Annotated in this window: 18 protein-coding genes; 3 read left to right on the plus strand and 15 right to left on the minus strand. The window is 41.0% G+C overall.

Annotation, left to right across the window (positions count from 1 at the left end; translation table 11 throughout):
- Positions 1 to 267: 267 nt before the first annotated feature.
- Positions 268 to 1,632, plus strand: a complete 1,365-nt coding sequence (gene hemN / locus KTO63_RS15225; protein WP_217792230.1) for an oxygen-independent coproporphyrinogen III oxidase — start codon at positions 268 to 270, stop codon at positions 1,630 to 1,632.
- Between the two features lie 142 nt (positions 1,633 to 1,774).
- Here the strand turns inward: hemN and KTO63_RS15230 are convergent, their stop codons facing one another.
- From KTO63_RS15230 to KTO63_RS15240, 3 genes are all read right to left on the minus strand, one after another.
- On the minus strand, positions 1,775 to 2,344 hold the full coding sequence (locus tag KTO63_RS15230; protein ID WP_217792231.1) for a rhomboid family intramembrane serine protease: 570 nt from the start codon (positions 2,342 to 2,344) through the stop codon (positions 1,775 to 1,777).
- A gap of 116 nt (positions 2,345 to 2,460) precedes the next feature.
- Positions 2,461 to 2,886, minus strand: coding sequence for a septal ring lytic transglycosylase RlpA family protein (locus KTO63_RS15235; protein WP_217792232.1), 426 nt, complete (start codon positions 2,884 to 2,886; stop codon positions 2,461 to 2,463).
- 18 nt (positions 2,887 to 2,904) lie between these two features.
- Complete coding sequence (locus tag KTO63_RS15240) at positions 2,905 to 4,599, minus strand: L,D-transpeptidase family protein (RefSeq protein WP_217792234.1); 1,695 nt, start codon at positions 4,597 to 4,599, stop codon at positions 2,905 to 2,907.
- Positions 4,600 to 4,694: 95 nt separating this feature from the next.
- Here KTO63_RS15240 and KTO63_RS15245 point away from each other — a divergent pair, with 95 nt between their 5' ends.
- The gene (locus tag KTO63_RS15245) at positions 4,695 to 5,357 is read left to right on the plus strand and encodes a M15 family metallopeptidase (RefSeq protein ID WP_217792235.1); all 663 of its coding nucleotides are present in this window, start codon (positions 4,695 to 4,697) and stop codon (positions 5,355 to 5,357) included.
- Positions 5,358 to 5,520: 163 nt separating this feature from the next.
- Here KTO63_RS15245 and KTO63_RS15250 read toward each other — a convergent pair whose 3' ends face one another.
- The 12 genes from KTO63_RS15250 to KTO63_RS15305 all read right to left on the minus strand — a co-directional run bounded on the left by KTO63_RS15250 (position 5,521) and on the right by KTO63_RS15305 (position 17,122).
- Positions 5,521 to 5,817: a thiamine-binding protein gene (locus KTO63_RS15250; RefSeq protein WP_217792236.1), complete on the minus strand. Its 297-nt coding sequence runs from the start codon at positions 5,815 to 5,817 to the stop codon at positions 5,521 to 5,523.
- Between the two features lie 27 nt (positions 5,818 to 5,844).
- Positions 5,845 to 6,144, minus strand: a complete 300-nt coding sequence (locus KTO63_RS15255; RefSeq protein WP_217792237.1) for a DUF952 domain-containing protein — start codon at positions 6,142 to 6,144, stop codon at positions 5,845 to 5,847.
- 139 nt (positions 6,145 to 6,283) lie between these two features.
- On the minus strand, positions 6,284 to 7,276 hold the full coding sequence (locus KTO63_RS15260; RefSeq protein ID WP_217792238.1) for a chorismate synthase: 993 nt from the start codon (positions 7,274 to 7,276) through the stop codon (positions 6,284 to 6,286).
- A gap of 94 nt (positions 7,277 to 7,370) precedes the next feature.
- Positions 7,371 to 8,654, minus strand: a complete 1,284-nt coding sequence (gene aroA / locus KTO63_RS15265) for a 3-phosphoshikimate 1-carboxyvinyltransferase (RefSeq protein ID WP_217792239.1) — start codon at positions 8,652 to 8,654, stop codon at positions 7,371 to 7,373.
- 108 nt (positions 8,655 to 8,762) lie between these two features.
- Entirely contained in the window at positions 8,763 to 9,773 is a 1,011-nt protein-coding gene (gene aroB / locus KTO63_RS15270; RefSeq protein ID WP_217792240.1) for a 3-dehydroquinate synthase, read from the minus strand.
- A 189-nt stretch (positions 9,774 to 9,962) separates the two neighbouring features.
- Entirely contained in the window at positions 9,963 to 11,054 is a 1,092-nt protein-coding gene (locus KTO63_RS15275; RefSeq protein ID WP_217792241.1) for a chorismate mutase, read from the minus strand.
- A 144-nt stretch (positions 11,055 to 11,198) separates the two neighbouring features.
- The gene (locus KTO63_RS15280) at positions 11,199 to 12,050 is read right to left on the minus strand and encodes a prephenate dehydrogenase (RefSeq protein WP_217792242.1); all 852 of its coding nucleotides are present in this window, start codon (positions 12,048 to 12,050) and stop codon (positions 11,199 to 11,201) included.
- Positions 12,051 to 12,164: 114 nt separating this feature from the next.
- Entirely contained in the window at positions 12,165 to 13,319 is a 1,155-nt protein-coding gene (locus tag KTO63_RS15285; protein ID WP_217792243.1) for a pyridoxal phosphate-dependent aminotransferase, read from the minus strand.
- A gap of 135 nt (positions 13,320 to 13,454) precedes the next feature.
- Positions 13,455 to 14,282, minus strand: a complete 828-nt coding sequence (locus KTO63_RS15290; RefSeq protein ID WP_217792244.1) for a prephenate dehydratase — start codon at positions 14,280 to 14,282, stop codon at positions 13,455 to 13,457.
- A gap of 262 nt (positions 14,283 to 14,544) precedes the next feature.
- On the minus strand, positions 14,545 to 15,108 hold the full coding sequence (locus tag KTO63_RS15295; protein WP_217792245.1) for a hypothetical protein: 564 nt from the start codon (positions 15,106 to 15,108) through the stop codon (positions 14,545 to 14,547).
- A gap of 220 nt (positions 15,109 to 15,328) precedes the next feature.
- Positions 15,329 to 16,135 carry an N-acetylmuramic acid 6-phosphate etherase gene (gene murQ / locus KTO63_RS15300; protein WP_217792246.1) on the minus strand — a complete coding sequence of 269 codons (807 nt, stop codon included), beginning with the start codon at positions 16,133 to 16,135 and terminating at the stop codon, positions 15,329 to 15,331.
- Between the two features lie 147 nt (positions 16,136 to 16,282).
- Positions 16,283 to 17,122, minus strand: a complete 840-nt coding sequence (locus KTO63_RS15305; protein ID WP_217792247.1) for an N-acetylglucosamine kinase — start codon at positions 17,120 to 17,122, stop codon at positions 16,283 to 16,285.
- 361 nt (positions 17,123 to 17,483) lie between these two features.
- Between KTO63_RS15305 and KTO63_RS15310 the strand changes: the two genes are divergently transcribed.
- A complete protein-coding gene (locus KTO63_RS15310) occupies positions 17,484 to 19,097 on the plus strand; it encodes a S41 family peptidase (protein ID WP_232373196.1) in 1,614 nt (537 codons plus the stop codon).
- The last annotated feature ends 218 nt before the right edge of the window (positions 19,098 to 19,315 follow it).

A 19,315-nucleotide genomic window follows, 5' to 3' on the forward strand; every position in this document is an offset into this window, starting at 1 on the left:
TTATTTCAGGTGTAGCGTTCATTATTGGACGCTACATTTTTTTTATGCATGCACCACCAGGACTCACCATTTTGAGTGCAGGTGGTTCGTGACCACGGCGCAGAATCAATGACATTTATCTATTCTGCATCTCGTACACATTGAATTCTTAATTCTTAATTCCTAATTCTTAATTCCATTGTCATACTCCTGTCACATTCCCCCAACCTGACTTTCATCATAATTTCTACCGCAGCTTCTCGTAACATTTGTGACATAATTCATGTGATGAACACAGGTTTGATTCATAAGTACAATGTTCCGGGACCAAGATATACGAGCTATCCTACCGTTCCTTATTGGGATGAAAGCAATTTCAATGTAAACGACTGGAAATTTTCAGCAGTCAAATCATTTGCTGAAAGCAATGAAAAAGAAGGCATTAGTTTATATATCCATCTCCCCTTTTGCGAGAGCCTTTGTACATTCTGCGGATGCAATAAAAGAATCACGAAAAATCACGATGTTGAGGACCCTTACATTAAGGCGGTGTTGAAAGAATGGCAAATGTATACCGATCTGCTTCAGGAAAGACCACTGATCAAAGAGATCCATTTTGGTGGCGGCACCCCTACTTTTTTCTCTCCAAATAATTTGCGTCAATTACTCGACGGCGTTTTTAATCACGCCGATCAATGCGATGATTGGGAGTTTAGTTTTGAAGGACATCCAAACAATACTACAAGAGAACATTTACAGACACTATACGATTTCGGTTTTAAAAGAGTAAGCTTTGGTGTGCAGGATTATGATCCTGTTATTCAAAAAGCGATACACCGCATTCAGCCTTTCGAAAATGTTGAACGTGCAACAACGCTTGCGAAAGAAATTGGCTACACTTCAGTCAGCCATGATCTTGTTTTTGGTTTGCCTAAACAAACTTTAGAGACAATCGCCGACACTATACAAAAAACAATTCTGCTAAAGCCCGACAGGCTTGCATTTTACAGCTATGCGCACGTGCCCTGGTTAAAAGGAAACGGGCAAAGAGGATTTGACGAAAATGACCTTCCTAAAGATGAAGAGAAACGCGCCTTGTATAACTTAGGAAAAAAACTTTTTCTTGAGAACGGCTATGTGGAAATAGGCATGGATCACTTTGCCCTAAAATCTGACAGTTTATATTCGTCAGCAGTCGATAAAAAACTGCACAGAAATTTTATGGGCTACACTTCTTCCAAAACCCAATTGATGATTGGCCTTGGAGTTTCTGCCATCAGCGATTCATGGTATGCATTCGCACAAAATGTAAAAACGCTGGAAGAATATTATGATGCGCTCGCAAAAGACGAATTACCGGTATTTAGAGGCCATTTATTGGACGGAGAAGATCTTGTTATACGCAAACACGTATTGAACATTATGTGCCAATTACGGACCTCCTGGGCTCAACCAAATGAAAAGTTTGAAGGGCTGGATGAAGTCATCACGAAGCTGGCTGAGTTTGTAAAAGACGATATTCTTACAGTGAATGAAAGTGGCCTGCAAATAAATGAAAGCGGCATTCCATTTATCCGCAACGTCTGCATGGCATTTGATCTTAGAATGAATAGGAAGTTGCCGGATACGAGGTTGTTTTCGATGACGATTTAGTTGCACGATTCAATTAATAATTAATAATTAAAAATTAATAGGTGTAGCAGAATGCTAATTAAGTTATTTTCTTGCTGTTTCAACGTACGAAGGGCTGGCTTCAGTAAAGAACGTCAGCGTATTAATTGCTAATTATTAATTATTAATTTCTGTTGTTCCCTCTAAACCCAAAAGCCGCTCCACAAATCCCTCCGATTATATGTGTGAGATGCGAAATATTGTCCTTCGCATGCAAGGCACTGTACAATTCCTGCCCCAAATAAATTACGAGAACTAATAAAAATGTAAGCGGTAAAGTGTTGCTCTTAAAGTTGGTAATGGACGCGAGCAGGATGCACATGAAAACGATGCCACTTGCGCCAAGCAAAGCGGTTTGAGGAAACAAAAAAATATTAACCAAACCCGTAATTACAGCTGTAAAGAGCATCATGGTAAGCAATCTTTTTGATCCATACTTCTCCTCCAAAATAGGTCCAACGATCAGCAGCAATAAAAAGTTATTTATGAAGTGTGTAAAATTCGCATGTCCAAGTACGTGGGTAAACAAGCGCAAATACAAAAGCGGATCGAGAAACGACGTGCGGTATATGCTAAAAAAAACGCCGGTAGTATATCCTTGCGTTACATATCCAAGCACCAGTGTTGCTGCGGATAGAAAAAAGTAAGATAATACTACCGGCGAATTATAATCGATCTTTCTAAATATTGACATTGATTTGGTTTAATAACCGAATAACTGATTAACTGAGTAACTGAATGTTTATGTTCAGCCAGATTGCTTAACTGACAACCACTCAGTTATTCAGTTAATCAGTTATTCGGTTACTATTATTCCGGCTTCTTCTTGCCCAATACTTCAACCTTTACATTGGTAAGGCCCTTCTTATAATAACCCAGTTTTTTTGCGGCAGTTGTTGTAAGATCCACTACCCTCTTGTTTTTTGCATGCAAGCGGTCAGTTACTCTTACATACACCCATTTGCCATTTTTTCTATTGGTTACTTTTAACCAAGTACCAAATGGTAATCCGTTGTGGGCACAGGTCATGTTTTTTTGATGAAAAATTTCACCGTTTGCCGTTTTTTTACCCTCGAATTTATCCGAGTAATAACTGGCAGTTCCGTACTGGATTTTCTGCAGATTTACAACCCGTTTTGCAGGCACGGGATCATGCGTTCGTACCGTTCGCACGGTTGGCGCAGCCATCACGCACTGTCCAAAAAACAGTGAACAAACAATCAATAGTCGAATCATAGGATTTATTTATGGAAATTAATAAACGTTTTTATTGGCAAAATATTTCTCGCTCAACATTCGGTCTACTCCATAAATATCATCATAAAATTTCACTTTACCATCGTTGCCTTCGCAAGTATTGTATCTTATGTACAAAGGCAATCTCTTAAACCCTGAAACAACATGCTTTTCCTGCCTTGCCATCCACGCATTAATGGTATCTGCAGGAAACTTCGTTGTATCATTTCTTATCAAATAATCAGAAAATATTCGCCAGTCCTGTACACGTACACATCCATGACTTAACGCTCTGTACGAGTTACTAAATAATTTTCGCGCATTGGTATCATGCATGTATACACTATACTTATTTGGAAAATTAAATTTGATCACACCTAACGAATTATCATCACCCTGGCGTTGTTTCAGCAAATAAGGAAAATGCGTTTTATTGAGCTTTGCCCAGTCAATTGTTTTAGGATCGATCACGCTATCGTTGGCATCTATCACCATCAAATTCTGCTTATCAAGATAGTCGGTATTTTTTTGAATGCGTGGAAGCATTTCTTTGAAGATGATGCTATAAGGTACTGTCCATTGCGGATAGGTGATAAAATTTGAAATGGCACTTGTAAGCAAAGGAGTACGTGTAATAGGGCTTCCGCAAATAACTTTCGATTGCAACGCGATGGTATCTGTGTCAAACACACGAAGAGAGAATGCTGGCAAATTTACCCAGGCATAGGCTTCCGGTAATGAATCAGGAAGTTGCTTATAACGGTCAAGATTAAGGGCAATCCGTTTGAACTTTTCCCAATCGGTATAATTTAAATTTCTTACGACAGACTCATTGATTTTTCCTGTTTCTTTGATTTTTTTAACGTGTTGAAACGCGGTCAACACCTTTTTCAATCCTGCCGAATCGCCTGCGGCAAGTGGCGCCGCGATATACCCCTCTTCCACTAGTCTTTGCTGCACCTGCGTATTCAACGACATTGAATCTTTGCCGGGGTAAGTGATGTAAACAACCCGCTTAAACTTTGCGGTGTCAAGGAACGACGGCAATGCTTCTTTTAGTGCCACATAAAACCTGTTGGTTGGTTCCTGTTCTCTTAATACACCCAATACATTCCCGCTTGCAATGGCACCTTGAAATTTGTTAAAGAAATATTCGTCATTTACCAGCGAATCAATTCTTAATGTCACGCTGTCTTTCTCCAATCTGCCCAACTTCAAATCTTTAGCCATTCCAAACCATGCGTCAGTTAGCAACACATCGGCCCTTGTCCAGAGTATGGCGTTCTTTTTTGAGGAAGGATCTGCGATAATTTTATTGTGAAAATCATTTAAGATCTCGGCGTGATAATCAGTTGGAAACAGCCCGTATTCTTTGGCATGCATCACCATGTAAAACATAGAATCTGCAATAGGTTGCCATTTTTGGTCTTTGCTCCAGATGGTACGAAAACTGGTATTTTGATATACTTTATCAACCTGCTGAAGTAAAGCTACTTTAACAGAGTCGTTTAATTTCCCGTCATTTCCTTTTAGATAAGTCAACAGTTCATCTATATTTTCGCTTACCACGGTTTCCATTTGTTCCGGCTTGTCAACAATTACTTTTTCTGCCGGTTTTTTGGAGCTGTTATTGTTACAGGCAACCAGTGAAACTACGATAAAGAATAGGGGGAAAATCAATCTTTTTACAAAACACAATTGATACAGCTTCATAAAATAAATACAGATTCTTAAATTCAGGGCGAATAATACAACATAAAACACATACTCTCAACCCAATGAATCAATTTCTTTTTTTCCGATTAACAATGTTTTTCATTTTGCTCGCCCAATGCACGACTGGGCAAGGTTTATATGTGGTCAAAGATGTAAAACAGTATGAAAAAATAGTGGCTCTTGATAGTAACCAGCGAATGGTGAGTATTGGAAGTATTACCGGAATACAATTTGACCTACGTTACGCAACAACTAACAACTTCACACATCAACAACTGTACCCTCGAATCGGTTATTCATATTTGCGACTTGCTGCCGCAAAAGCTCTTGATAAAGTACAGGGCGAATGTACGGCAAAAGGTTATTCCCTAAAAATTTTTGATGCCTATCGACCTTATAGTGTTTCTCAAAAAATGTGGATACTCATTAAGGATGAACGTTATGTGGCAAATCCCGTAAATGGAAGTGGGCATAATCGCGGTACTACAGTGGACCTCACTTTGGTTGATGTTGCCACAGGAAAAAATGTAGATATGGGAACTGATTTTGACAACTTTACAGATTCGGCCCATCATGACTTTAAGAATCTGCCCGAAAATGTGTTAAAAAACAGAAAATTCTTGCGCGAAGTGATGGAAAAAAACGGCTTCAAAGCACTGGAAACAGAATGGTGGCACTATAGCTTTGGAAACTCAAAGGATTACGATGTGATGGATTTGAGCTTTCGGGATTTGAAAAGAGCGGCACACAGATGACACTGATTGGGCTGATTTGCACTGATTTTTGAATGACTGAATAACTGAGTAACTGAATGACTGAGTACAACTTCAACCTTGCGTTTCAGTTATTCAGTCATTCAGTTATTCAATCATTGATCCGTGTAAATCAGTCCAATCCGTGTCATCTGTGTGCCCATTCCTACTTGAATTTTTCGGTTTTTTCATCTCCTGTTATATCGCCTTTGCTGCGAATTTGAATTTGCACACTGGTGATCCATTCATTACATTCACGTTGATAGAGATACTCGTTAATATCGTTGATGAGTTGCATTACATCACTGTATTTCCCTTCTACCACTGTTGAAAATGCACCTACTTCGTATTTCACGTTTGACTTTTGAATAACAGCGATTGCTTCATCTACCCATTCATATGGATGTTTGTCTTGTACCACAGGAAGAATTTGGATAGAGGCGTTGATGATGTAAGAATGCATGGAGACAATTGAAAATTGAAAATAGTCCTATAGCGGATCTTCACTTATAACTGCGTCGAGGTTGATAGGTCCGTAGATGTGAGGAAATTGTTCCTGCACGGAGGGCGACCATTCGTAAACGAGTTGGCTCTTCAATTTATCAGTGTCGATGGTGAGTTTTACAAGGTCTGTTTTGCCTGCAAAATATCTTTTCAGCACACCGTCTACCTGTTGTGCTTCACTGGCATGAATAAAGCCTTCCTTTGCAAGAGAAGGATCTTCGTAACTGCCTTTTTCTTTTGCCGCGTTCCATGCCGCCACGGTAGTAACATGATAAATGATAGCCATCGTATGATGTTTAACGAGAGAGGAACGCCCGCCTGAATGACTTTAGTCGGGCAGGCAGATTTTCATGATTGTCATGATTTATTATGATTAGAAAAAATCTTGACAATCTTGACAATCTTGACAATCTGTGTTCCATCTCTCAAATTATTCGTTTTACTTGTTGCTCAAGCAACATCAAATCTGCAAGCACAATTGCTGTAACCGCTTCCAATACTGGCGGTACACGCAATGCAATGCACAGATCGTGACGTCCTTTTACAGAAAATGTCTCCATTTCATTGGTTTCCCAGTTCAATGTAAACTGATCTTTTGGTGTGGAAGACGTTGGTTTTATCGCAATGCGAAAAACCAATTCATTACCATTTGTAATTCCCCCTACAACGCCACCTGCATGATTGGTAACTGTTTTTCCTTCTGCATTTTCAATGGCATCGTTGTGTTCAACACCAAACATCTTAGCCGCGGCAAAACCCGTTCCAAACTCCACGCCACGAACGGCTGGAATGGCAAACACAGCGTGGCCCAACAATGATTCTACAGAATCGAAAAATGGCTCACCCAAGCCAATCGGCAATCCGCTTACGCGACATTCAACAATGCCGCCAACAGAGTCTTTCGCTTCAATGGCTTTTTGCAAACCCTTCTCTACATCTTTCTCTCCTCCTACCTCTGTTATGGTCGCTTCCACTTTAATGTCGCCTAATATTTTCTTCGCCACAACACCTGCAGCCACTAAGCCAACCGTAAGCCTGCCACTGAAGTGACCACCGCCCCGATAATCTTCGTTACCACCAAATTTTTTACTGGCAACAAAATCCGCGTGGCCTGGCCTTGGCACTGCTCGTTGTTTGGCATAATCGCCGGAACGCGTATTGTTGTTCTCAAACAAAATAGTAATAGGTGCGCCTGTTGCCTTGTCGTTAAACAAACCACTTTTAAAGAACGGAAAATCGTCCTCCTTGCGCGGTGTTGTACCTTTCTGCTGACCGCCTTTACGACGCTCCAGATCAGGCAAAAAATCGTCTGTTTTCAAAGGCAATCCCGCAGGTACACCATCGATCAAAACACCAACGCCTTCGCCATGCGATTCACCAAATATGTTTACTCGAAAAATACGTCCGAATGAGTTCAAAGCTTTAAGTTTTAATCTTAACAATTTTATTGAAGTCAAAATTCAAAAATCAAAAGTCAAAAATCTGAGTCCTCGTTTTTTGACTTTTGCCTTTTTACTTTTTACTTACCTCAGCCTCTAACACCATAGTGCCTAATTTTTTTATATGCTCATAAAAATCAGGATACGATTTATTGATCGCTTCGGCGACTTCGATGGTAGTTTCGCCGTTTGCTTTTAATCCGGCAACGGCACATGCCATCGCAATTCTGTGGTCGTGGTGAGAATGCACTATTGCACCTTTCACACCGGTTCCTCCATGTACGATCATCAGGTCGTCCTGTAAATCTATTTGAATGCCCATTTTGCCGAATTCTTCCTGCAATGTGAGGGCACGGTTACTTTCTTTATGCGTTAAACGGTTGGCACCTTCTATTACCGTTTTTCCGGCGCAATACGAGGCCAAAGCAACCAAAGGAGGGAACAAGTCCGGACATTCTGTTGCATCGAAATGAAAGGCCTGTAATGCACCAGGACCGATCTCTATTTGTGACTCCTGTATTGACAAGCTTGCCTTGCTATCAGCGAGAGCCTGCAAGATCGCTTTATCTGCCTGCGTTGAAAATACGTCCAATCCTTTCACCGTAATTTTTCCGGCAATGGCACCTGCTACCAACAAGAATGCAGCACCGCTCCAATCTCCTTCAACAGTGTAGTTGATAGTTGTTGGTTCTGAGTTGTTAGAAGGACTTATTATGAATTGCTCGTAGTTTCTATTCTCAATTTTATAACCGAAGTGAGCCAGTACTTTCAACGTAAGATCGATGTAAGGCTTGCTTTTTAAATTGGTTACGTTTATCGTTGTTGGTTCTGTAACAGATGCAGAGTAAGCAAACAACAAACCTGTAAGAAACTGGGAACTTAATGATCCATCGATGGTGATCTCTTTTGTTTGCAAAGGACCTTTTACTACCAACGGTAATTTACCATCGTTTGATTTTACCTGTATTCCGAGATCAGGTAATACTTCATCGAAAAAATCCATTGGCCTTTTGAGCAAACTACCCTCTCCATTGATAGTGATAGGTACTTTGTTCATAGAAATGATCGGAGCAAACATGCGAATTCCCAAACCACTTTCGCCGCAGTTTATTCTTTCGTTTTCTGCATTTACACCATTGCTTGTTACATGCAATTCTTCGCCCACTAAAGAAGTCTTTGCGCCCATTTGCTGGATTACATCAATGGCTGCATTATCATCATTGCTATGCCCCGGATTGTGTATGATCGTTGTTCCGTGATGCAACAGCGCCGCCGCACATGCACGCTGCATGGAGCTCTTAGAAGCCGCCGCCACAATGGATCCTGTGATAGAAGATGGTTGTATGGTTACGTTCATAATTTTGTTTTAATTGGAACGCTGATTTTCATGATTGTCATGATTTGTCAAGATCTAATTTTTCTATCATAATAAATCATGACGATCATGAAAATCAGCGTGCTCTTTCTAAATCAACGATTTCAGTTCGTTCAATGGAATGGGTTTTACAACGCCCTTTCCAATTTTTTCAAGCAGAATGTAGTTCATTTCGTTGCGCACTTTTTTCTTATCGTGTGTAAGAATATCAAACGCTTTCTCTTTATCGTACTCGGCAACAGTTGGTAAACCATACTTGCTCAATAAAGCAATTACTTTTTCTGATTGTTTGAAACCAAGCAATTGCTTTGAGATCATGGCTGCTGTAGTCATACCAATTGATATAGCTTCACCATGACCAAGCTCGTACATATTTTCTACCGCATGTCCCAAAGTATGTCCGTAGTTGAGCAAACGTCTTTCACCCTGTTCGAATTCATCACGTTGAACAACACCCGCTTTTATTTTAACATTGGCCTGGATCAATGCAGACAACAATGTTTTATTCTTTTGAAAATTTGCAAGTGTTTTTTCTTCCAGCAGTTTAAACATTCGCGCATCCTTAATGCATGCATGTTTAATAATTTCTGCGAAGCCGTTTATCCACTGACTTTCAGGCAATGATTTCAATAAACTGTAATCGTACAACAAAAACTCCGGCTGACGAATAGTGCCCACCATGTTTTTATACACGCCTACATCAATTCCATTCTTTCCACCAATTGCTGCGTCTACCATTGCAAGAATTGTAGTGGGTATGAACCCAAATCGCAATCCACGCATGTAAATTGCGGCAACGTATCCTGTGATGTCAGTGATAACACCACCGCCGATGCCTACCAGGAAAGTTTTTCTGTCGGCACCAAATGCTATCAGCTGTTCAATTACAGTATCAACAGTCGGTTGGATCTTATACGCTTCTCCGGCTTTCAGAACAATTACGTTCCAGCCTTTGAGTTTCTTTTCGTGGTTGGCGAAAACATTTTCATCCGTGATAACAACTGCATTTTGTTTGTCTACAATTGTTTTTAGATCAGCGAATGCTGTATCGAAATAAAAAGAGGTTGAAGCAGTAGAGAACTTGTAAGTTAGTTTTTTCATGGTAGAGAGAAGGAACGCAGATTACCATGATTGTCATGATTTGAGATGATTTTTTTGATTTGAGATTTGATATCCAAAATCTGATATTAACCAGTGCTTTCTTTTGATTGCGTTGCATCTCAAATATCAAACACCAAATTTCTAATCATAACCAATCATGAAAATCATGATAATCTGCGTTCCAGTATTTTAATCATTCATGATCTTATTCTGGTGGTTGATGCTTTCCATGTGCAGTGCATCGTAGTATTTGGTGATGAACTCTTTGCTAAGGCCCATTGCTTCACCTTTTTTGAATGCACGCTCAAGAATTTCATTCCAGCGGTTTGTTTGTAAGATCGTGATGCTGTTTTCTTTTTTGTACTGACCGATCTTGTCAGCCACTTTCATACGCTGTGCAAGGATTTGCATTAACTCATCATCAAGGTGATTGATTTGTTGACGCAATTTTTCCAATGCGGCATGATATTCTTCTGAGTTAACATCTTCTTTTCTCCAAACGATGTCGTTAAGCAATTCTGCCAAACGCTCAGGAGTGATTTGCTGTTTTGCATCGCTCCATGCATTGTCCGGATCGATGTGGCTCTCGATCATCAAGCCATCGTAATCAAGGTCAACGCTTTTTTGTGAAACGGCTTGCAAAATATCTCTGCGGCCGCTGATGTGAGAAGGGTCGCAAATGATTGGCAATTCTGGATTGCGGCGTTTCATTTCAATGGCAAGGTGCCACATAGGCGCATTGCGGTATTCGCTATTACCGTAAGAACTGAATCCACGGTGAATCAAACCAACTTGTTTAATGCCTGCTTTTTGTACACGCTCAACGGCACCTGTCCATAGTTCAAGATCAGGGTTGATCGGGTTTTTGATCAATACAGGAATATCAACACCGCGAAGTGCATCTGCTACTTCCTGAACGCTGAACGGGTTTACAGTTGTTCTGGCACCAATCCAAAGAACGTCTACATCAAAGCTCAGTGCATCTTCCACTTGCTTTGCGGTAGCTACTTCTACTGTTGTTGGCAAACCGGTAATTTTTTTTGCCTGTAACAACCAGGGTAATCCTTTCACACCAATTCCTTCAAACATGCCCGGTCTTGTACGCGGTTTCCATATACCTGCACGAAGCATGTCTACTTTGCCTGTTGCGGCAAGGCGCTGTGCTGTTTCCAGCATCTGGCTTTCGGTTTCTGCGCTGCATGGACCGGAAATGATCAACGGTCTTTTGCTTGTCCACAGTGATTGTACTTGTTCTTTCATGGTTTGATCTGTTGCTTGCATTGTATGAGATTGTAAAGTTATTGAATTTGAGCGGAACGCTAAATGCTTAACGCTTAACGCTGTACCTGAGTGTTGGCTATTCTTCAGATTCGTCGACTTTGTAGCTCTGCGTTTTGCTTTAGGCGTTCAGCGTTCAGCATTTAGCTATTTTATAATCCTTCTGATTTTGTTTGCGTTTTCAATGAGTTCAAGTAAGTAATCGTAATTCTCTTTTTCCAAACATGCCTTGAACTTTTTCAACTGTGTAATGTGTTCGTTCAATACATCGAGCACATTGTCACGGTTTTGCCTGAATATTGGCACCCACATGTTGGGATTGCTTTTCGCGAGGCGCACCGTGCTTTCAAAACCGCCACTTGCCAATTCAAAAATTGCATTGTCTTCTTTTTCTTTCTCCAACACCGTATTTGCCAATGCAAACGAGGTGATATGTGAAATGTGACTGATGTACGCCGCGTGCAGGTCGTGGGCATAAGCATCCATTTCTATCTGGTGCATGCCTATTTTTTTGTAGATAAATCTCACCATCGCCACTGCATCTTCATCACTATCTGATGCGTTGCAGATTACAACGGCTTTGTTCTCAAACGCTCCTTTTACTGCTGCTTCGGGCCCGCTATACTCCGTGCCCCACATAGGATGCGAGGCAACGAATCTTTTACGTTTTGGATGGTTACGAACTGCTTCTATCAAAAGATGTTTTGTTGATCCCATGTCGAATACCACCTGCTTGTCGTTCACTTTATCAAGTATCGACGGCAGTATTTCAATCATTTTATCTACCGGAATGGCTAAAGCAATTACATCGCAGTTTGCGATGGCTTTGTCCAGGTCCATTGCTTCGTCGATCAGGCCAAGAGCAAGTGCTTTCTGCAAATGCGCGGGACTTGCATCAACACCAATGATGTTGGATGCGATACCGTTTGCATTTAACTGCAAAGCCATTGATCCTCCTATGAGACCTATACCGACGATTGCAATTCTTTTTCGTTCCATTGGTTTATGCTTTGAAATTTTTCAATTTTCTGTTTTTCAACTGTAGCATCGTTTGGGTGCAGCAGGGCGAATGCGATTCGCCCCTACAGCGTCCTCATTTTCAATTTTCAATTTTCAACTTTCAATTCTCTTAATCGCTTCTTCAAACTTTTCTACCGGCGCACAAAGGCTCACACGGATGTAACCATTGCCATTGCTGCCAAATATGCCGCCCGGCGTAATGAATACATTTGACTCATACAACACTTTATCGCTTAGCGCATACCCATCAGCGTAAGTTTCCGGTATTTTTGCCCAAACAAACATTCCGGCCTGTGTGGTGTCGTACTCGCATTGCAACATATCGAGCAATTGAAATACTTTTTTTCTTCTTTCACGGTAAACATTATTCACGCTGTCGTACCATTCTTTACCGAGGTTCAAAGCCGTTGCTGCTGCCAGTTGTACGGGCAGGAACATCCCGCTGTCCATGTTGCTTTTGAAGCGCAGCACTTCTTCTATTCTTTCTTTTGCTGCAACTAAAACACCTACTCTCCAACCGGCCATGTTCTGGCTTTTACTCAGTGAGTTCAATTCTATCACAACATCTTTTGCACCTTCTACAGATAGTAAACTTTCCGGTTGTTCATTTAAAATGAAGCTGTACGGATTATCGTGAACAAGTAACAAATTATTTTTTCTGGCAAATGCTACAACGGCCTCAAACGCTTTCTTGGTAGGCAGTTGACCGGTTGGCATATGCGGGTAGTTAACGAACATCAGCTTAACATTGCCTTGTTCTTTTACCACTTTTTCAAGTGCTTCAAAATCAGGGAACCAGTTGTTTGCTTCCGTAAGATCGTAGTACAAAGGTGATCCTCCGGCAAGTTTTGCAGCACTTGTGTAGGTTGGATAACCGGGATTTGGCACCAATACTTTATCGCCTTCATTCAGGTAAGTCATGCAAATGTGCATGATGCCTTCTTTACTGCCGATCAATGGCAAAATTTCCGTATCAGGATTCAGGTCTACATTGTACCATTTTTTGTACCAATCGCTGACAGCTTTGCGCAAAACAGGAGAACCTTGATAGCTCTGGTATGCGTGCACGTTTGGCTTTGCGCTTTCTTCCTGTAGTGTTTTGATCACATCGGGGTGTGGCGGCAAATCAGGACTTCCAATTCCTAAATTGATGATGTTTTTTCCAGCCTTGTTCAGCTCGCCTATTTCACGCAACTTTTGTGAAAAGTAGTATTCGCCTATTCCGTTTAACCTGTTTGCTGTCTGCATGTTTATAATTCAAAAATTAAAATTCAAAATTCAAAAAACGTTTACTCAAGTTCCGATTGTTTCGCACCTCATTTTCAACTTTCAATTTTCAATTGAAACATCGTTTCGGTGCTACAGGGCGAATTCGATTCGCCCCTACGGTTTTAACACGCCTTTCTTGTACACTCCGTACACCTTCAATTCTTCAGTCATCGGTGTTATTTTTTCCACTACTGTGTTGAATTGATCCAATGAATCGAATTCCATATCTGCGTGAAAAGAGTATTTAAAGTCGCTGCCCGGAATGGGGAAGCTCTGTAATTTGCTAAGGTTGATGCCGCCGTCGGCGATATTGGTGAGCACTTTTGCGAGACTGCCTCTTGAATGATCTGTGTGGAAGTTGATAGAAGCTTTGTCTGCGTTGGATATTTCCTGTGCTATATTTTCTGGCTGCAATATCAGGAACCTTGTGTAGTTGTTCTTTAGCGTGTGGATGTTTGGGGCGATCATGTCGAGATCGAAGAGTTCTGCGGCGAGTTTGCTGGCGATGGCGGCGATGTGCTTGCTTTTGTGCTGGTGAACATGTTTTGCACTGAGTGCGGTATCTTCCGTTTCTACCAATTTCCAGTTATGCTTTTCGAGGAAATCTATACACTGCAAAATCGCCATGGGGTGTGAGTGAACTTCTCGTATATCTTCCAGTTTTACGCCGCGGTTTACCATCAGGTTTTGCGCGATATGAAGGTAAACTTCTCCCACAACCTTCAATTTGCTTTTCTGAAGCAAATTGTAGTTGGGCAAGATGCTTCCGGCAATAGAATTTTCGATGGCCATCACGCCGCCATCACTTTCCTTTTTGTTAGATGCCACTTTTACCACGTCACGAAAATTCGGACAGGTAATGACCTCTACGTCTTTCCCGAAAAACTGCCTTGCGGCCACCTGGTGAAAACTACCTTCGTATCCCTGAATCGAAACTTTCATTTTTGTTACGGTTTAAAACAAAAAATCCCGGCGTTTCTGCCGGGATTCATTTATGTTGTTAGTTGTTTTTATTTAACGACGATTCAACAAAAGCAATCCCGGCTTCTGGCTAAAGAAGAAGTAAAAATAAAATCGGTTATGCTTTTTCGAGTTGATCATTATTTGTCAAAAATATAAACTATTTGAAACTATCAAAATTTATTTTGAAAATGTGTTACGTTATTCAAATAAAGCCATTCTTTGTTAAATGCAGTATTTATAGCTATTGCAGGCGATTTAAAATCTGTTGGTCAATTTTCTTGAAAAGATGGTATGGCTTGTAAATCCGCCAGTTATCAATTTCCATCAGCTCGACATAGTAATTCAGTTTTGCCTTTTTGAAGTCATACTGCGTTTGTTCCGGCATGTTAAGGCACACGATCCAGCCCTCGTTATCGGTCACTTCTTCAAACCATTCCTGGTAATAATCCTTGTCGCCGCTATGGAAATTAAGCACATTTTCCGTTATCAGAATAAATTTCGTGATGCCTTCGTATTCCATTTTGTCAATCACATCCCGTTTCAGGGTCATGATGTCGTTTTCAATGGCGTCGTTCCATTCGCCGATCATTTCCAGGATCACGTATTTCTCTTCGTAGTCGGCCATTATTTCCTTCATGTACAGGGTGCGTGAGCCAAATTCATCCCACTGCGGGTGTATGTAGTAGTTATACACCGTGTGTGTAAACTCGAATTCAGAGTACACCCTTCCATAAAAAGGCGACCGCTCGTCTTCCTCGCTGGTATATATGTGCCGCCAGTTATAAAAAGGTTCTATTTCGTGCATTTTGAATAATTAATAATTAATAATGAATAATTAATAGAGCGCTATTCAATTAAGAATTAGGAATTAAGAATTAAGAATGCCTTCTGTAAAGCTTGAAAACCCGTTAGCCATCGATCCACTGTGCATAAAATCTTAAATCGAAAAATCATTGCAAATCATGACAATCATGAAAATCTGCGTTCCTGCGTTCCCCCATTTCCAAACTTTCAAATTTTCAAATTTACAAATTATCCATCGCTCGCTTCACGCTACCATATTTCAGCAGCAATTCTTTTGCCTTATGGGCATCGGTAATGCCTGCTTTTTCCATTAACATTTTTGTGCCACGCTCTATCAGTTTGGCGTTGGTAAGCTGCATGTTCACCATCTTGTTATCTTCTACCCTTCCCAGCTGTATCATGAGCGTGGTGGAGATCATATTCAACACCAGCTTTTGTGCGGTGCCGCTTTTCATGCGGGTGCTACCGGTGATGAACTCGGGACCTACGATGACTTCAACCGGAAAATCTGCACTGGCACTAATAGGCGCATTTTCATTACAACTAATTGATCCGGTTATAATGTTGTGCTTTCTGCATTCATCCAGCGCGCTTATCACGTAAGGCGTTGTGCCGCTGGCGGCAATGCCTATGACTACATCCTTTTCGCTTATAAAATGGCTTTGCAGATCTTTCCAACCTTGCGTGGTGCTGTCTTCCGCATTTTCCACAGGTATCTGAATGGCTTTTTCGCCACCGGCAATGATACCAATAATTAATCCCTGCGGCATGCCATATGTAGGTGGAATTTCACTCGCATCTAAAATGCCCAATCTGCCACTGGTTCCGGCTCCCATGTAAAACAGACGACCGCCCGCCAACATCTTATCGGCGATCGCATTGACCAACTTTTCTATTTGGGGGATTGCTTTTTCAACTGCTATAGGCACAGTTTTGTCTTCCGTATTCATGTTTGCGAGTAGATCATGTACGGTCATCTTTTCCAAATGCCTGTAGCGACTGGACTGTTCTGTGGTTTGAATAAACATTGGATCAAGTTGTTAGTTGACGCGGAGCGAATTAATAATTAATAATTAATAATTAAACCGGAAAACACCTGACAAATAATGATTGCCTTCAATAGCGAATGCAGCCCTATTAATTCTTAATTATTAATTATTAATTTCTAATTCACGTTACTTGCTATGATATTTAATGAGCCCATCCATCGGATTCTTTAAAATATTGCCCATTTCAAACTCATAGCTGTGACAAAGTTCTGTAATTACATCCTTAAAACCATAAGCAATGCTTCCTACAAAATTGATAGGATTGTTCCAGCTTTCGGTAAACTTGCAAATATGGTGGAAGAAGAAGTCGTTCAGGCCGTCTTCAATAATGTTCTCAATCATAAAGTGGCCGCGGTTTTCAGCAAGAAATACCGCAAACGAGGCGAGGTAGCGATTGGGAAATTCGCCTTTGTAAACATTGGTTAACATATCTGCTTCGGACACGCCAAATTTTTCCTCGAAACGATATTTTAATTCCTCGTCAAACGTGCCATACAAGTAATATTGCACGACATTTTTACCCAGGTAAGCGCCGCTTCCTTCATCTCCCAAAATGTAGCCAAGCCCGGTTCTTTCTTTTATGATTTTACTTCCGTTGTAGAATGAAGAACTGCTGCCGGTGCCCAAAATACAGGCCACGCCTTTTTTATCTCCGCATAAGCCTTTGGCCGCGCCATTAAGATCATGGTCGACATTTATTTCTGCCTCTGTAAACACTTTTTGCAGCGCCTTTTTAACCATTTTCCGGTTATCCGGGTTTTTGCATCCGGTTCCGTAATAAAAGATCTCCTCGATGCTTACGTTTTTCAGCTTGCCTACCAGTTCTTTTTCTATGAGGGCTTTTATTTCGTCGCCATTCAAAAAGTACGGACTGATGCCTGTTGTGAAAACCCTTTTCGTCTTCTTTCCGTCAACTACACACCATTCGCATTTTGTAGAGCCGCTGTCTGCTATTAATAGGGCCATAATGGATGATTTGGAAATTAATATTAAGTAAAAATGTTGTCAGGCTTGGGGCCGGGAAAATTCAGCAGGCAAATATCTTGCATCGTTATCACAATACTACCTTAAAAAAACAAGCAAAGTGATATTCCTTCCAAAATTTTCTCAACTAACTTATTGATTGTTAAGTAAAAAATAAAAAAGTAAAAGTAAAAAAACGAGAATGCAACAACAACACACTTTTACCAAACATTAAACAAAGCATTTAATCGTAACCGCTTTTTACTTTTAAATTTTTACTTTTTATTTTTTGCTTAACTAGTTACAAATTAATTACAATCGGCAAAACAAGTTTGGATATTTCCGGTAATTTGCAACCTTATTTATGGAAATGCACAGAAATTCTAATAACAAAAAAATACAGGTATGGTTGCCTTTGCTTTTCGCTTTGGTAATGGTACTCGGTATGACGCTTGGATATTTGCTTAGAGGAAACGGTTCACAAACTCGTGGAATCTTGATGTTGCCGGGAAAAAGAAGCCCGCTACAGGAAGTGGTGGACCTGGTGAATGCAAAATATGTTGATCCTATTACAGACACTTTGAATGGTGACATGGCGCAGGCGATGCTGGCTAAACTTGATCCCCACTCGGTATATATTCCTGCAGTAGACTTAAGTGAAATAAATGAGGACCTGCAGGGAAATTTCCAGGGCATTGGTGTTGAGTTCCAGATTTTTAATGATACAGTAAACGTTATCAATGTATTGCAGGGCGGCCCGAGTGAAAAAGCAGGATTACAGGTGGGTGATAAATTTGTGAAAGTGGGCGACAGTGTTGTTGCAGGTAACAAGATCACCAATGCACGTATCCGCAATCTGTTGCGCGGTCCCGGTGCCAGCAAAGTTTTGGTGACGATGATGAGAAATGGCAAACTACAACAATTCACTATTAACCGCGGATTGATTCCCATTCCGTCTATTGACGCTTCCTACAAGCTCGATTCTTCAACCGGCTATATCCGCATTAATAAATTTTCGGAAACAACTTACGAGGAGTTCATGGCTTCCCTGGAAAAGTTGCAAAAACAAAAAATTTCCCAGCTGGTACTGGACCTGCGCGGCAATGGCGGCGGCATCCTTACCGAAGCTGTTGATATTGCAGATGAATTTTTGGATGGAAATAAATTGATTGTCTATACCCAAGGCGATAAAATGCCTCGCCAGGAATACCGCTGCAAACGTGATGGTATTTTTGAGAAAGGCAAACTGGTGGTGTTGGTGGATGAAAACTCTGCGAGCGCAAGCGAGGTGCTTACCGGTGCTTTACAGGATTGGGACAGGGCAACAATCATAGGCAGAAGAACTTTCGGCAAGGGCCTGGTGCAGGAGCAATACGATCTTAGCGATGGCGCTGCATTAAGACTTACGGTAGCGAGATATTACACACCAAGCGGCCGCAGCATTCAAAAACCTTACACGCATGATGGTAATGGCGACTACGGTAACGATCTTTTGAAGCGCTATCAACATGGCGAACTTGTAAATGCGGATAGCAACAAAGTTCAAAATGGCAAAGCGTATCAAACCAAGGGCGGGCGAACCGTTTACGGCGGTGGCGGCATTATGCCGGATGTTTTCGTTCCGTTTGATACCAGCATGATTTCAGCAAGTGTGAACAAAGTACTGAACCGTACCACGGTGAGCAATTTTGTTTACCAATACTATGTACAAAATAAAAACGAGCTGACTGCTTATCACTCCGGTGTTGAGTTTGCGCAAAAATTCGATAAGGAAGAAGACATGTGGAACGCGTTTGCAAACTTTGCTTCAAAAGATTCTTTGTCTGTAAACAGCATCTCCGCAAAGGACAAAGACTTTTTGAAAGATCATTTGAAAGCTTTGCTGGGACGACAGATCTGGCGCAATGAAGGACTTTATGAGATCCTTAATGCCGATGATGAAATGATTAAGAAAGCACTGGAAGCAGTGAAAAAATAAAATCATGTGTACGGTGTACGATGTTCGATGTACGATATTCTTTAGAGTATTACATCCCAATGAATTTCGTACACCGTACATCGTACTTCATACATCCTTTCTCAACACTTCGTACATTCTCTCACCGTACACTTTTTGTTCGAATTCGTACACTTTATTTTAGCTCCGCAAAACATAATTACATAATAATCAGCACGCTATAGTTTTGGCATTAGCTT

It is taken from the genome of Pinibacter aurantiacus (genome assembly GCF_019130065.1).
Taxonomy (GTDB): Bacteria; Bacteroidota; Bacteroidia; order Chitinophagales; family Chitinophagaceae; genus Pinibacter; species Pinibacter aurantiacus.

Coding starts and splice junctions, on each gene's coding strand:
- KTO63_RS15275 (WP_217792241.1), bottom strand. CDS start 11,054: ATGCAAGCAACAGATCAAACCATGAAAGAACAAGTACAATCACTGTGG.
- KTO63_RS15235 (WP_217792232.1), bottom strand. CDS start 2,886: ATGATTCGACTATTGATTGTTTGTTCACTGTTTTTTGGACAGTGCGTG.
- KTO63_RS15285 (WP_217792243.1), bottom strand. CDS start 13,319: ATGCAGACAGCAAACAGGTTAAACGGAATAGGCGAATACTACTTTTCA.
- KTO63_RS15245 (WP_217792235.1), top strand. CDS start 4,695: ATGTTTTTCATTTTGCTCGCCCAATGCACGACTGGGCAAGGTTTATAT.
- KTO63_RS15295 (WP_217792245.1), bottom strand. CDS start 15,108: ATGCACGAAATAGAACCTTTTTATAACTGGCGGCACATATATACCAGC.
- KTO63_RS15305 (WP_217792247.1), bottom strand. CDS start 17,122: ATGGCCCTATTAATAGCAGACAGCGGCTCTACAAAATGCGAATGGTGT.
- KTO63_RS15250 (WP_217792236.1), bottom strand. CDS start 5,817: ATGCATTCTTACATCATCAACGCCTCTATCCAAATTCTTCCTGTGGTA.
- KTO63_RS15310 (WP_232373196.1), top strand. CDS start 17,484: ATGGAAATGCACAGAAATTCTAATAACAAAAAAATACAGGTATGGTTG.
- KTO63_RS15230 (WP_217792231.1), bottom strand. CDS start 2,344: ATGTCAATATTTAGAAAGATCGATTATAATTCGCCGGTAGTATTATCT.
- aroB (WP_217792240.1), bottom strand. CDS start 9,773: ATGAAAAAACTAACTTACAAGTTCTCTACTGCTTCAACCTCTTTTTAT.
- KTO63_RS15280 (WP_217792242.1), bottom strand. CDS start 12,050: ATGGAACGAAAAAGAATTGCAATCGTCGGTATAGGTCTCATAGGAGGA.
- hemN (WP_217792230.1), top strand. CDS start 268: ATGAACACAGGTTTGATTCATAAGTACAATGTTCCGGGACCAAGATAT.
- KTO63_RS15240 (WP_217792234.1), bottom strand. CDS start 4,599: ATGAAGCTGTATCAATTGTGTTTTGTAAAAAGATTGATTTTCCCCCTA.
- aroA (WP_217792239.1), bottom strand. CDS start 8,654: ATGAACGTAACCATACAACCATCTTCTATCACAGGATCCATTGTGGCG.
- murQ (WP_217792246.1), bottom strand. CDS start 16,135: ATGTTTATTCAAACCACAGAACAGTCCAGTCGCTACAGGCATTTGGAA.
- KTO63_RS15255 (WP_217792237.1), bottom strand. CDS start 6,144: ATGGCTATCATTTATCATGTTACTACCGTGGCGGCATGGAACGCGGCA.
- KTO63_RS15290 (WP_217792244.1), bottom strand. CDS start 14,282: ATGAAAGTTTCGATTCAGGGATACGAAGGTAGTTTTCACCAGGTGGCC.